The 13,406-nt window shown below is 37.8% G+C and carries 14 protein-coding genes; 3 read left to right on the top strand and 11 right to left on the bottom strand.

Translation table 11 applies throughout. From position 1 onward, the window contains the following. Positions 1-157: 157 nt before the first annotated feature. The 11 genes from AAHH40_RS01965 to AAHH40_RS01915 form a co-directional block, all read right to left on the bottom strand. The gene (locus AAHH40_RS01965; RefSeq protein WP_342220451.1) at positions 158-1,522 is read right to left on the bottom strand and encodes an AMP-binding protein; all 1,365 of its coding nucleotides are present in this window, start codon (positions 1,520-1,522) and stop codon (positions 158-160) included. Further along, a complete protein-coding gene (locus AAHH40_RS01960; RefSeq protein ID WP_342220450.1) occupies positions 1,509-2,051 on the bottom strand; it encodes a hypothetical protein in 543 nt (180 codons plus the stop codon). Before AAHH40_RS01960 ends, AAHH40_RS01965 begins: the two co-directional genes overlap by 14 nt. After that, positions 2,052-3,149: a beta-ketoacyl synthase N-terminal-like domain-containing protein gene (locus AAHH40_RS01955; RefSeq protein ID WP_342220449.1), complete on the bottom strand. Its 1,098-nt coding sequence runs from the start codon at positions 3,147-3,149 to the stop codon at positions 2,052-2,054. It abuts the gene before it with no gap. Next, complete coding sequence (locus tag AAHH40_RS01950; protein WP_342220448.1) at positions 3,143-3,628, bottom strand: hypothetical protein; 486 nt, start codon at positions 3,626-3,628, stop codon at positions 3,143-3,145. Before AAHH40_RS01950 ends, AAHH40_RS01955 begins: the two co-directional genes overlap by 7 nt. Next, positions 3,612-4,022, bottom strand: a complete 411-nt coding sequence (locus AAHH40_RS01945; protein ID WP_342220447.1) for an acyl-CoA thioesterase — start codon at positions 4,020-4,022, stop codon at positions 3,612-3,614. The genes AAHH40_RS01950 and AAHH40_RS01945 overlap by 17 nt, the downstream gene beginning before the upstream one ends. Further along, positions 4,009-5,415 (bottom strand): aminotransferase class III-fold pyridoxal phosphate-dependent enzyme, encoded by a 1,407-nt coding sequence (locus AAHH40_RS01940; protein WP_342220446.1) that lies wholly within the window; start codon positions 5,413-5,415, stop codon positions 4,009-4,011. Before AAHH40_RS01940 ends, AAHH40_RS01945 begins: the two co-directional genes overlap by 14 nt. Next, positions 5,412-5,684 (bottom strand): acyl carrier protein, encoded by a 273-nt coding sequence (locus AAHH40_RS01935; protein WP_342220445.1) that lies wholly within the window; start codon positions 5,682-5,684, stop codon positions 5,412-5,414. Before AAHH40_RS01935 ends, AAHH40_RS01940 begins: the two co-directional genes overlap by 4 nt. A 334-nt stretch (positions 5,685-6,018) precedes the next feature. Then, positions 6,019-7,278: an ATP-grasp domain-containing protein gene (locus tag AAHH40_RS01930; RefSeq protein WP_342220444.1), complete on the bottom strand. Its 1,260-nt coding sequence runs from the start codon at positions 7,276-7,278 to the stop codon at positions 6,019-6,021. A gap of 133 nt (positions 7,279-7,411) precedes the next feature. Then, complete coding sequence (locus tag AAHH40_RS01925) at positions 7,412-8,677, bottom strand: Y-family DNA polymerase (RefSeq protein ID WP_342220443.1); 1,266 nt, start codon at positions 8,675-8,677, stop codon at positions 7,412-7,414. Between the two features lie 2 nt (positions 8,678-8,679). Continuing rightward, positions 8,680-9,102, bottom strand: coding sequence for a translesion error-prone DNA polymerase V autoproteolytic subunit (locus AAHH40_RS01920; protein ID WP_342220442.1), 423 nt, complete (start codon positions 9,100-9,102; stop codon positions 8,680-8,682). Between the two features lie 184 nt (positions 9,103-9,286). After that, positions 9,287-9,763, bottom strand: coding sequence for a hypothetical protein (locus AAHH40_RS01915; protein ID WP_342220441.1), 477 nt, complete (start codon positions 9,761-9,763; stop codon positions 9,287-9,289). Positions 9,764-9,919: 156 nt separating this feature from the next. Between AAHH40_RS01915 and AAHH40_RS01910 the strand changes: the two genes are divergently transcribed. From AAHH40_RS01910 to AAHH40_RS01900, 3 genes are all read left to right on the top strand, one after another. Then, on the top strand, positions 9,920-10,843 hold the full coding sequence (locus AAHH40_RS01910; RefSeq protein ID WP_342220440.1) for an MBL fold metallo-hydrolase: 924 nt from the start codon (positions 9,920-9,922) through the stop codon (positions 10,841-10,843). 84 nt (positions 10,844-10,927) lie between these two features. Beyond that, positions 10,928-11,533 (top strand): glutathione transferase GstA, encoded by a 606-nt coding sequence (gene gstA / locus AAHH40_RS01905; RefSeq protein WP_342220439.1) that lies wholly within the window; start codon positions 10,928-10,930, stop codon positions 11,531-11,533. Positions 11,534-11,826: 293 nt separating this feature from the next. Continuing rightward, positions 11,827-13,257 (top strand): hypothetical protein, encoded by a 1,431-nt coding sequence (locus AAHH40_RS01900; RefSeq protein ID WP_342220438.1) that lies wholly within the window; start codon positions 11,827-11,829, stop codon positions 13,255-13,257. The last annotated feature ends 149 nt before the right edge of the window (positions 13,258-13,406 follow it).

Here is a 13,406-nt window from a genome sequence, read left to right as displayed (position 1 = left end):
ACCCTTGAGTAAAAAAACATTTCAATATGACTGAATCACTTTAATGAGCGTGTTGAAAAATTGAATTGAATAGATAAAAAATTGTAAAGAAAAAACACTAAAAAATTAGGATCTAAAGATGTCAACACCCCTAATTGATTTAAAAAAAGTTAAAAAATTATTTATGTAAAAACAATTCTTCTGAATCGACCGATTCAATATGTATATTCAAAGGTTGCTCATAGCGATAGAGATATTGTTTTAAATAAGTCGAAAGCTGTGCGTGCGCGTATTGCTCATAATTCATAACCACATACAGTTCATAACCCAAAATATTATTATTTTCTTGAATTAATTTCGTGTTTACATTAATAACATTTGGAAAAGCTAAAACAACTTGTTTAACTGCAGCTAAATTTACTTTTTCACCATGAATAATAAAAAAATTAGCGCATCTGCCTTGAAAAAATAAATAACCATCATCATCGATCTGAAAGCAATCACCGGTTTGCAACCAACGTCCCGATGCTAAGTGATGAAAAGTTGGTTTTTCTGACGATCCAAGTCGCTGCTTAAGACAAGTGTCTGTTTTTAAATACAACTCAAAGCCCTCGGCTTTAAGTTGTAAATGGGTTTCTATCTGCGGAAGTACACGTCCCACTGAAGCAAACTTTGTAGATGATTCGGAATGCGCCGCTAACGTCGCGACACGTGGGCCTGCTTCTGTTAAACCATAGGTAACATAACATTCTTGATGAGGATTTAATCGAAGAAACTGGATAATTTCATCTTTAGTAAAACAATCTCCCCCTATGGTTACCGCTCTTAAAGAACTCGGTAAAGTATAGTTTGCTTTAAGTAATCGACGTGCTAACAAAGGTGTGATACTGATGACCGTAATCTGTTTTTCCTGCAGGATCTTAATAAAAAAGCTTTCATTAAATGGAGGGCCTGTAATCAACAATCTAGCGCCAACCGTTAATGCTGCTAATGCTTGTGCGACAAATGCATAGGAATAATACAGCGGTAAATTAACTAAAACAGTATCTCTAACAGTCAACTGAATCGCATCGACATGCTTCTTAGCATTACGCCAGAGTGATTCAACATCAAACACACACCCGCTAGTAAATCCAGAAGTGCCCGACGTGGTTAATATTATTTCTCCTGGATTTAAATGGGCTTTTTCTTGTTGCGAACATAAATAAAAAGCCTGACCACCGATATCAAAACGTTCCTGATAAGGTACAGCCGCGATTTGTAAGGCACCTTGTATAAAACCATGGAAACCAAACCTTATTTGTAAATCTAATAGGCGTAACTGCGGCAATCCCGGAGCTGCTAAAATAGGAACAAAACCCGCATCTAATATCGCTAAAACATGATAAAGTAAGTCCACTGAGTTAGCTAAAGAAACTAATATACCAGCTCCTTTAGGTATTATTTTTAGAGTAAACCAAAAATTATTAATTTCCTGTCGATGATTGGATTTTTGATGCGTGATGTTTTCTAAGTTACTAACATTCCGATCAGAAACTTTCATTATCGCTATTCCTATTCACATCGCTGAATGCATTTTCAATCCTTTCATCCTCAACAAAAATATGTTCGACTTCAGCATGACTTTCATAATCCTGTTTAATCACAAAAATTGTTTTTAAGTCTTGGCTAAGCCAATGCTGAATAATCACTTCTATGGTTGGTAAAACAGTTTGCACTGGCATACACAAATTGAGTGTGGGACCATGAAAATGAAAAGTGGCACAAATCATGGAAATGCTAGCTGCAGCATTCGCTGCAGTAAAATGAAACGGAGAAACACGCCTGCTGGTTAACAAACTTTTTAACACCTGCTCCGAGGCTTGTTTGGGATAGCTTTTACCGCAAAGAATAACAGCGACATCATCGCCATTAAATCTTTGATCCCTCAATTGCAGCAACTCATAGACACCCAATAAACTAGGCCAAATGACTGGATCAATATAACGAATATGTTGAATTAATGACGCGGGAAAATCTTCTCGAGTTGCTCGTTCTATAATAATCTTTCTTATTCGATAGGATTGCTGCATTCAAGCGGCCTTAATGATTATGCTAGTATCAAAGCCACCAAAACCTAGCGTTAAACTCATGCCATAACGCGCATTAATGCTGGTTTTTTGCTTCAATACCGGAGTAAAAAAATCTTTGATGGGATTATCTAAGCCCGTAATCGGTGGAACTTGTTGGCGTCGCAATGACTCGATCAGTGCAATTAATTCGATACTCCCGGTAGCGCCTAAACTATGTCCGAATGCACCTTTAGTCGCGAAAATAATCGGCTGATGTTGAAATACATGGCGATAAGCCTCTAATTCAATTTGATCATTCAGTCTTGTGCCAGAACCATGCGCATTAATAATTCCAATATCATCGGGTGAAATACCACTTTCACGACAGGCACGTTGCATGGCGTAGATCGCTCCTATCGCTTTAGCATCCGGTGCAGTGAGTCCGGCACCATCATTGGCGCTGCCGCCGCCACAATAATAGGCATAAATATTTCGCTGCTTAATATTTGCTTTTGCCAACACTAAAAAACCGGCGCCCTCTCCTAGCACTGTACCTGTACGAGCCTCATCAAAAGGTTTTAGATCTCCTGATGATAAAGTGCCTAATGCGGTGTGCGCTAAACGTTTTGCATCGGTTAAAATATCAACGCCACCACAAATACACAGATCATATTCACCCGCGGCAATCAGCATGCCCGCTAAATAGACGACATCCGAGCCGGAAGAACAAGCGGTAGAAAGTGTGATGACTTGTTTGATGTCAAATACTTCTGCCAGTTGTTGTCCCCAAGCATCTAAGTCAGCTTCTGCTACGCTTGGATCATCCAGACGCGCACCAAAACTAGTTCCCACAATTAGTGCAACGTGCTTATAAAGGCTTAGATCAATAGATTGTATGCTGGCAGCTAACGTTTTTTTCGCTAATTGAAAAAAACGTTCACTCAGCGATCGATTTAGATCCTGGATACTTGCCGCTAAATTATTTTTTAACGATACCGCTGTAGCGCATTCAGTGATTCCAGTTCGGCCAGCACAGAGCGCTTCCCAAACGTCATTAATATCATTACCTAATGCAGTTGACCAAGCTCGCCCAATAATAGGTATCGGCTCAGCTACCATGCAACCTCCGTAAATTGCGTCACAGCAACACGTTTAATATTTGCTTTCATTGCGGCAACTCGTTTTCCATGCACTAATGCTTCGCCGTTAAAGAAAATAATATCCTGATAGAGCTTTTCAACCGATAAATGTATGTTAACTTGATCACCCGGCACGATAGGCGCAAAAAAACGTCCATTAATCGCGCCTACTACGGTTACTTCATCCTCTTGTAATAATCGCGTACTCAACTGAAATAACAATATTCCAGCCTGACTAAAACTTTGTAGTAAATGCGTACCTGGAAATATTGCGCGTTCTGGAAAATGCCCAGCCATACAATCCATATTCCCGGAAATTGCGAGTATTGCCGTTAAATAAACACCTGGATTATAGTCAATGACACGATCTAAATAGATCATAGGATGTTTATGGCGCAGCCATTTTTTTATTTCACTAAAACCTAATCCTTTTTTTTGCTGTTCAAGCAGGACAGACATCCACTTCTCCCAATATTTTTAATATGAATTCAGGAATCCGCGCTGGTTTATTATTTTTATCCACATAACAAAATGTCATTTGGGCTTTATTGCGCTGCAATTCGGCATTACCCGCATATACTATGAAACCTAACTCAAACGTAACCTGTCGCATTTTTACTAACAACATATCTATTCGTAGCACTTCAGCAAATACAGACGGGGCTATAAAGTTCATTTGCAACTGCGCCACACGTAAACTATGAATAAGATTTTCATCCATCAATTGATGACTATGTTTACGAATAAAATTAAGAAAAATAGTTTCAAAAAAGATAGCATAACGAGAAAAATGAACCACACCTGATGCATCGGTATCGATATGTTCTATACATCGTGTATCAGTGTAAAGCATGCATTTCCCCTTTTTCGCTTTTTTTATTTTTTTGCATTAACAATCGAAATGCAACACTTGCCTTGATTAATCGCTCAAGCATTTCAGTTAACTGTGCGTCATCCATAATCAAAGCCGGCGCAATACGCATAGTCGGGAAAATATAACGTAGTCCATGCGATCTTTTTCCAGCACCGGCCATAAATTCTAGATAAATACCATGATGTATCATGTTTTCTCTGAACAATAATAATTTTTGTGCTGCATATTCGGTTAATTCCACACCAAATAAATGCGCTACACCCCGACATTCCTTGTAAATATCTGGAAAAGCTTCCACTAGTTGAATTTGCAATGTCTGTTGCAGTAATTGACCATGCGTTTTTGAATGTTGAATTAATTTTTGATCGTTAATGACTTGTAAACCCGCGCTCATCACAGCGCAAGAAAAATCACGCAAATCATTGGTAGCCACAGCACCACACGCCCGAACGTTTAATGATTTCTTAGCAATCACTAACGAAATCGGCATTAATCCCATACCTAAACTTTTACCGATGATAGTGATATCCGTACTAATAGGCCCCATTTCATCAACCATCGCAAAAAATTGACCGGTCTTAGCAAACGTCAGCACTTCATCAGCGATTAATAAAGCCTGATAATGTTGGCATAAATCAGCTAATCGCCGTAAATAATGTGCTGGGGGAACTAAAATCCCCGCATCGCCTTGAATCGGTTCAACCACAACACCCGCTAAGTCTTTACCAAATTCTTTAAAAAAACCTTCTAACAATGCCGGATCGCCAAAAGGTAAAAACTTCACTTCTATGCCAAAAGATCCTTGCGACTCTAAACTAGGAAAACCATGCGTATAATAACGCCGGTTTAACAATGGAATAATCCCCGCTGTCCAACCATGCCAAGCACCTTCAAAAGCCAGTATGATTTTTTTGTTTATTTTCTGCGGGTGTTTGGTTTGTCGTCTTTTATCCAGCAAACTTTCCAGTAACAATCTCAGCGCAAGCTCTATCCCTTCTGATCCAGAATTACGGCCGCTGACATGATATTCACCATACGGAAAATGATCAGTCCATAATCCATGCATTCCAAATTGCTGTTGCAAAAATTCTGCACGTTCTAGGCTTAACAATTCATCGGTAACCGCACTGCATTGTGATAACTTAGCTTGTAAATGCTGCCAAAAATGCGGATTATTCGCACCCAGACAAGCGCTCGCATAACCGCCACTAATATCCATCACCTCAAACTGTTGATGTGGATTTTTTAAGTGTACAAATGTTTTATAAATACCTTGGGCTTTAATACAGCCATAAGGTAAACGATGCCCGCCATAATGATCCATATGTAAAGCATTCGCTGCATTGAGCCGTTCTAGCATAATCGACATCATGACACTGTGCTAGTTTGTTCGACTTGCAATTTAACAATGAGAGAAACCAGATTTTTTAGATTGTTAAAATAATCCGGTACAAAATATTCATCCGCTATATCAATGTTAAAAAGCGATTCACATTGATAACGTAATTCAGCAAATGATAAGGAATCTAAACCTAATACCGATTGAAAACTATCCTCGTCATTAATCTTATCGACGGGCACATTGACCATCAATTCTTTGACCAGCACTTCCTTAATGACATGACTTATAGCATGAGACATTTTATCTTTCCTTAGATGCAATGTGAAAATTATAGGAGTTTCGCGAATAAAACCCAGAAACTCAACCTTTTCAGATAATGACTCACTCGTCATTGCGAGCGCGTAAAATATCAATCGTCATTGCGAGCACCGTAGGTGCGCGGCAATCCATGGATGGCCACGCTCATTACATTCGCTCGCCATGACAGTGATCTTTTTACATTATTCGCCTGTAATTTAATTTGCGAAACTTCTACATTTCCATGTTGTTTAAATATTTTCCATTAGAAAAATTTGGCCTAGGAGTATAATTGATAACATTACGCTTGACTAGAAGAATTTAAACCCACTTTTACTAAAGGCTAGCCACATTAACACGATAATTTTTAGCAATCTCCGCGCAATCCTTTTTTACTTGCGCAGAAGTTTCTGCTTTAACAAAAAATCGCCCCGCATACAGAAACGCACCCGCTGCTTGATTTAAACCTTGTCCGGGTCGCACCGTATCCGCCGAGACAATGCTGTCAGGCAATTGATCTAAACCTGTCACCTCTGTAACCTTACAAGGTCCTGCTTTCGGTACAGGAAAATACATCCAAGCCGAAGAAAAATTGCAATCTGACACATTAATAGGATTTTCTATTTCTGAAGGTTCTTGCATATCCGCTAATATGCTTTCTTTAATCAGATCCACGCCATACATTTGCTTCATCAATGGCGCCACCCCCGCACCACCATAACGATTCGCTATTTCCAGAAACACCCACTCATTATTCGGTAAAAGAAAAGCTTCGCAATTAAATGTCCCATTTTCCAAACCGACTTTTTCTAAGATAGCGCTAGTGAATTGACTCGCTGTACGGCTTAGTTGCACATCATCGGTAGTAATTGTAGCGATGGGTTTACGTTGATGGATGTACTCAAAACAAGTCGTCGTGTATTTTGATAAACTAAAAAACATCAATTTTTTATCGCGCACAATACCATCAAAAAGACATAACTGACCTTCAATAAACTCTTCAAGCTGATACCGATCCTGTAATCCATGCTCAGCAATATGTTGGAATAAGTCAGATTCATCATCAAAAATAAATATTCCTTCACTGGCGGCCTGCGCTCTTGGCTTTAATACCATTTTTCCTGGTACATGCCGCGTGAATTCTTTAATTTCTGCCCAGCTAGTTTGACTGTTAACGGCTCTAAATAACGGATAACGTATGCCCGAGTCCATTAAGCTTTGTTTCATTTTAACCTTATCGCGACATAACGTCGCTGTGGCCACCGACGTACCAGGAACAGAAAATTTTTCTCGACATAATGCAGCAGGCAACGTGGAGTGTTCATATAAAGCAATAAACGCCTTCGCTGGGCCGTGTTGCGCGATTAATTCTTCCGCGCACTTTTCAATTTCTGGCATAGCATCGGTATAGGCTTCTTCTAAATTATTGGAATGCGGAACCTTGAGCACACCAATACCGGCTAATTTAGCACGCATCGATTCATCAAGTTGATCGACGATGAACTCATGTACAATAATACTGACCTTATTTTTTTTCCAATCAACCGAGTCAATAATATCGGCGCGAAATCCAACAAAAATAATATGTGGTTTCATATTCTTATTCCTTTAAGAGAGATACTTCAGCCTTAGCTGACGACGATTAAAAAGTATAATTTATATTTTAAGCATTGACTAGATCTTTAAAAAAATAAAAAATAAATTAAGCGCAGAAAACCAGCGTTGCGCGTTATGCCATGACGTTAACAATTTCTTGCCAATGTGTGGTGTAACGTGGCGAACGATGTCCAGCACGCATCGTCCAAGAGGCTTGTGCACCACCTTCCGCAGCAAAAAAAAGTGTGTGCGAACCGAAGATCTGATTTGTCTCATCCAATATTTTCATTAATGTAACTGAGCGCTGTGAGATCGGTTGAATAAATAGATCATTGGTTTGTTGGTGACTCGGTATAATGTCCATTAATAAAATTCCGGCTTTTTTATAATTAAATCCGGTTTTATACAATTGTTTTAAAACCTGCTGTGCCGCGGTAATTAATACACGCGTATCATTCGTTGCCGTCACTAAAGAGCATGTTAAACCCTTCATATATTGTCGATCGCTGGCTTTATGTTTATTAGTAGTAATAAACACATAAATGGCTTGCGTTTTACAGTCTTGTTCCCTTAATTTATACGCGGCACGCGCGGTATAGCGACTCAGTGCACTGCTTAAATCGTGCAGCTCGGTCACAGGTCTGCCAAAAGAACGCGAGCACATAATCTGTTTTTTTGGCGCTACACTTTCTAAACTCAGACAAGAAATCCCATTTAATTCGAGAATAATACGTTCAACTACCACACTAAAACGTCGACGCATGATTTTCGGATTAGCTTGTTGTAAATCAAAAGCGGTTTTTATCGAATAATGCTGGAGTTTTTCAGTCAGTTTACGTCCAATTCCCCAAACTTCTTCTATAGGCAGCGTCTTTAATAACGAATCGCGTAATGGCGCGCTACGTAAATCACAAACACCCACTTTAATAACCCGCTTGGCATAAAAATTCGCTACTTTAGCTAAAGTTTTGCTAGGTGCCAAACCGATTGAAATCGGAATACCGGTCCACTGCTTTACTTTTTGGCGGATATCCATTAAATAAGCCGTTAAATCATAGTATGAAAAATGATCCAGCTTAAAAAAAGCCTCGTCAATTGAATACACTTCCATATCCGGACACAAGCGCCGTAATGAATTCATAACACGTTGTGACATATCGCCATAAAGCGCGTAATTTGAAGAAAAACATTTAATTTGCCCGCGTCGTATCAGATCGCGATACTTAAAAACCGGCGCGCCCATGGGAATACCTAATGCTTTGGCTTCATTAGAGCGAGAAATAATACAACCATCATTGTTCGATAAAATAATAATAGCTTGCTTTTCTAAGGCCGGATTAAACACACGTTCGCAAGAAACATAAAAATTATTACAATCCGCCAACGCAAAGTAAGACAACCTTACACCGCGTGAATAACATTGGTAACAATTCCCCAGATACTGACATTATTCTCTTCATTTACTGCTATCGCCGGAAAATCTGGATTTTCCGCTATCAAAACAAACTGTTGATTCTTTAATTTTTTAAGTCGTTTTACGGTTAACTGTCCATCGACTACCGCGATCACCACTTTATTATCACGCGGCTCCAAGCTACGGTCGACAATTAATAGATCACCGTCGTGAATACCGGCATTAATCATTGATTCGCCTTTAACCCGCACGTAGTAAGTGGCTGCAGGGTGATGAATAAGATACTCATTCAGATCGAGATGCCCCTCTAAAAAATCATCTGCCGGCGAAGGAAATCCCGCATGCACTGCCGATGATAGGTAGGGGATAAGATAAGTATGCGAAATAATACATCGATAAGCACTGGACATAGTTTTTTAAAGTGAAAGAAAAGTTGCGATGGATAGCTAAGCCATCCAGTGCTAAGGAATATCCATCGTCGTCAAGATGATTCTCTCACAGGAAATCTCCATATATCAAATTTATATGTATAAACGTTATATGTTATTTATTTATAAAATAAAGAACCAATTAAATTATCCAATATAAATATAATTATCTATTTTTTTTACCACTTGTTTGCTGCTCATGATCATTTGCAGGAGAAGCGGCATTAGCAGTGTCCGCATTGGAAGAACCCGCAGAAGGCTGAAAAAATGCAGCTGGGTTTTCCTGGACCTGAGCAGCTACGTTTTGTTGCGCAGGCGCAACAGGATCTTGAGGTCTGTTTTGTTCTTCAATGCGCACGACGGGTGCAACATGCCTGCCCATATTGAGTGCTCTAAAAAATAAGGCGGCTGAAACCATTAAAAGCGACATGGATATACACGTGTCAATGATAAACCACGGATTTCTTGTTATCCTGCTCCCGATAAATTCGCGATCGCGTTCCTTATTGTACATGGGCGATGTCATGATTCCAGCTAACTCATTCCTTAATTGAGGCTCAACATGTAAACAATTATTTACATAATATTTTCTCAACAAGGCACACAAAAATGATAGTAAATATAATGCATTTCGTTCGTTCATAGACACTCTCCTTTGTTATTAGATTAACTATTATACGCTAATTTTTTGTATCATTTTATATACTCGAGTATTTTTTATAGTAAAAAAATGGAACTTGGACTTTTTTTGTAATCCTTTGTAGACTGAAGCTATTCAGAAAATAGAGGGGTTGGTTCTATGAATTTGAAAATACTGAGTACTTTTTTTTCGCTTTTAATCCTATATTCCACATTAAGCTTTGCTGAACCAAGCAAACTAACGCTTGAAGTCTATAACCCAGGAAGCGCTTCTTTATTTCCAGTTTCTTCGACATTGATTTTAGGCAATAAAGAAGCCATCCTGGTTGACGCCCAGTTCCAAAAAAATGATGCCGAAAAACTAGTCGCATTAATAAAAAAATCGGGGAGAAAACTTAGCACGATCTATATCAGCCATAGTGATCCTGATTATTATTTTGGCTTAGAAACTTTAGCAGAAAATTTTCCTGACGCTAAAATTTTATCCACTCCACAAACCGCCTATTTAATTAATGCCAGCAAGAATGACAAACTAGCCGTATGGGCAAGCAAACTAAAAGAAAAACCAAAAAAACTAATAACCCCTGAACCTATCCAAGAAAATTATCTAGCACTTGAAGGCAATAAAATTTATATACAAGGATTAAAATACGATCCTGATCATACTTACCTTTGGATTCCATCGATAAAAACCATACTCGGTGGCGTGTTAGTATCTAACGGCATGCATGTTTGGTTAGCCGATAATCAAAGTGCACAATCGAGACAAGCCTGGATCAATAAACTCGAGGAGATGCAAAAATTATCACCTAAAAGCGTCATACCCGGTCATTTTTTAACGAAGAATCAACATCCTAATTTTTCACCGACATCGCTCAAGTTTACTCGAGACTATATCCAACATTTTAATCAATTTTTGCAGCAATCTCCGCATAGTAGTAAACCTATCATTGCATCGATGAATAAACTGTATCCCGGTCTTGCCGGTAAAGACAGTTTGGAGTTAAGCGCTAAAGTTTTGACCGGCGAAATGCCATGGAAAACCTTGAGTTCTCCCCCAACAATTATTAAGTTACAGCAATAAAAAAGAGATACTGGGTTTATTGATTGAGTACTTTGTCAATTTTTTTGTCAAGGCTATCTAATTCGTTATTTAAAGGAGCTAAAAATGAAGCTATTCTATAGTCCCGGCGCTTGTTCGCTATCCCCCCACATCGTGTTACGTGAAACAGGACAAGATTTTACGTTAGAAAAAGTCGATTTAGCGAAAAAGAAGACTGAATCCGGAAAAGATTATCTGACCATCAATCCGAAAGGACAAGTGCCTGCACTCTTATTGGACGATGGTAATTTGCTAACCGAAGGTGTAGCTATCGTATTATATCTAGCAGACAAAGCACCGAACTCCAATCTGATTGAACCTGTCGGTAACTTGTCACGCTATCAAACCATTACATGGCTTGCCTATATCACTTCCGAACTGCATAAAAGCTTCAGTCCGCTGTTCCACCCAAAAACGCCAGAGGAATATAAGACAATTCTACGAGAAAAACTGGAAGCACAATTCAAATATTTAGATGAAGCTCTAAAACAAGACGAATACCTACAAGGAAATCATTTCACGATCGCCGATGCTTATCTGTTCACTATTTTGCGTTGGGGATTTGTTATGAAGTTCGATATGAATAAATATAAACACTTAATGGCTTATTTCGAGCGCATTGCAAAACGCCCAGCTGTACAGGCCGCGCTGGCTGCAGAAGGTTTAAAATAATAACATCTCGTTTTAACTTAAAAGGAAAGCATATGGAATCAGGTGCCACAAGTGGATATCTTGACAAGATAATTTTTAGATATGAGAATCAAAAGAATATTATTCGTTCTCACGGACAGAGCTTTAAAACACTTAGGTATTACTCAATTCGCTTCAACAAGCTTCGTCTTTGTCAGAAGTTTCGGAAGGCCCGTAAAGCTTTGCGGATGATAAAAACGCTATGCACATTTATTCGAAGCTCATACGAGCAAAGCAGTGACGAATATGAATAAGAAGATATTTGGAGTAAGTTAATGCAATTAGAACTAAACTATACTTGGATTCAAGAGCTTTTAGAAAAAATTAGAATTAAAGTTTCAGTTTCTAATTTAGACAATTACCAAGAGTTGTTATTTCTAGAGTTTAAACACTACATCCACGATGCTTTACACAACAAGCTTGAATCTAAAGAAGGAAAAGAGCCGAAATGGAATTTGGATGAATTTTTAACTTTATGTGTAATTTTTCATATAGAAGAAGTATTATCTAAGCTAAAAATTCAAGAAATTAATGAAATTCAAGAAATTAATGAAGAAAAATATCACATAAGAAAATATAGAAATACTTATATATTGAATTTAAAGCCATCTGAAAATTTAAATAAATATAAAAATTGGCTACCAAATTTTAAAGATTTAAAAATAGAAGGAGTTGAATCTTATTATGAAGCAAACCAGAGACTTCTTAAATCACTCTTAAAGCAGAAGTCTATTAACCATTCTTTAACACCTTTTCAATGGATAGCTCTAGTTAGAAATGCTTTTTTTTGCGACTCAACAAAGAAATACATAATGGCAGAGAAATCCTTAAATGTTTCCTCAAAAATAAAAAGGCTTATTTTTTACCATCACTATAAACTTGATGCTCGAAAAGCAACCCGCGGTATTTTTCCTGTAGAGATATACTCTTTAAAAGAAGCCTTAAATTTCTTAAGATATAGCCAAAATAATCTATTAGCAAAATGCTTTACGAATAATATAGGTTTTTATTGCAAAACAAGTTCATTTGAAATAAAAAAAGATTCTAACGGTTCTTTTTCTTCACTTGATGATACTGAGCCCTCCTATATATATTTTTTTGAAGGCCTAGAACGACTGCATAAAAAAGAACCTATACGCAATTATTTTGAGGCCTCCATTTTCCCCCTTCGTGGTGATTCTCCAACTAAAATACTGTGTAAGTCAGAAATTATTCATGCTAAGCTTGGAAGTTCTTCTCTAGTTGTTCCGGTACAGCTTTCTTTAGCAGATATATGCCAGGGAATTACAGAAAAGAGTTTTATATTAAAACCAGGACAACAAATAACTCCTGATGATGTCTACTTTCTTAAATCAGATATCGAAGAATTAAAAGGTAAATCCTTTGCTAAGGATGATCAAGAGCAACTTATCAACCCAACACATCAGGATATTGAAATAGGTAGAAAAACACGTGAGAAAAACAAAAAATTTGCTCAAGTTGCAAGCAAACGAAAAAAAGAAAAAGCTAACCAAAGGTGGAAAGAATCACTAGATTGTGCTCTAAGCATCGCCAGAGATGACCCTAATCATTATTTTGCAACTGATTTAGCTAGATCGGTAGCAAAAAGAAAATCGATACCCGGAAAACTGGATACGCTCAGAAAAAAAATACTAAAAGATAAAGATATTGTAAAATATTTAAGACAAATGAAAGAAGTTGCTTAGTTTTTTTTTAATTCAAAATATTACAAATTGAGCATAATATATACGTATTAGACTTTTAGTTTTTCATTTAATTGTGCATATCATAATCTAAATGTATCTACCATAGCCTGATTTTTTAACATTGCTGGCACTATCACGAGGATAAGGCC

The sequence above is a fragment of the Rickettsiella endosymbiont of Miltochrista miniata genome (genome assembly GCF_964031245.1).
GTDB lineage: Bacteria > Pseudomonadota > Gammaproteobacteria > Diplorickettsiales > Diplorickettsiaceae > Aquirickettsiella.
The sequence above is the reverse complement of the archived record's forward strand: the minus strand, read 5'-3'. Positions and strand labels throughout refer to the sequence as shown.

Bases quoted from the DNA above. Each gene is read 5' to 3' on its own strand.
- AAHH40_RS01910 (WP_342220440.1), top strand. From the start codon at position 9,920: ATGAATTTGAAAATACTGAGTACTTTTTTTTCGCTTTTAATCCTATAT.
- AAHH40_RS01920 (WP_342220442.1), bottom strand. From the start codon at position 9,102: ATGTCCAGTGCTTATCGATGTATTATTTCGCATACTTATCTTATCCCC.
- AAHH40_RS01945 (WP_342220447.1), bottom strand. From the start codon at position 4,022: ATGCTTTACACTGATACACGATGTATAGAACATATCGATACCGATGCA.
- AAHH40_RS01900 (WP_342220438.1), top strand. From the start codon at position 11,827: ATGCAATTAGAACTAAACTATACTTGGATTCAAGAGCTTTTAGAAAAA.
- AAHH40_RS01940 (WP_342220446.1), bottom strand. From the start codon at position 5,415: ATGATGTCGATTATGCTAGAACGGCTCAATGCAGCGAATGCTTTACAT.
- AAHH40_RS01950 (WP_342220448.1), bottom strand. From the start codon at position 3,628: ATGTCTGTCCTGCTTGAACAGCAAAAAAAAGGATTAGGTTTTAGTGAA.
- AAHH40_RS01935 (WP_342220445.1), bottom strand. From the start codon at position 5,684: ATGTCTCATGCTATAAGTCATGTCATTAAGGAAGTGCTGGTCAAAGAA.
- gstA (WP_342220439.1), top strand. From the start codon at position 10,928: ATGAAGCTATTCTATAGTCCCGGCGCTTGTTCGCTATCCCCCCACATC.
- AAHH40_RS01930 (WP_342220444.1), bottom strand. From the start codon at position 7,278: ATGAAACCACATATTATTTTTGTTGGATTTCGCGCCGATATTATTGAC.
- AAHH40_RS01965 (WP_342220451.1), bottom strand. From the start codon at position 1,522: ATGAAAGTTTCTGATCGGAATGTTAGTAACTTAGAAAACATCACGCAT.
- AAHH40_RS01915 (WP_342220441.1), bottom strand. From the start codon at position 9,763: ATGAACGAACGAAATGCATTATATTTACTATCATTTTTGTGTGCCTTG.
- AAHH40_RS01955 (WP_342220449.1), bottom strand. From the start codon at position 3,149: ATGGTAGCTGAGCCGATACCTATTATTGGGCGAGCTTGGTCAACTGCA.
- AAHH40_RS01960 (WP_342220450.1), bottom strand. From the start codon at position 2,051: ATGCAGCAATCCTATCGAATAAGAAAGATTATTATAGAACGAGCAACT.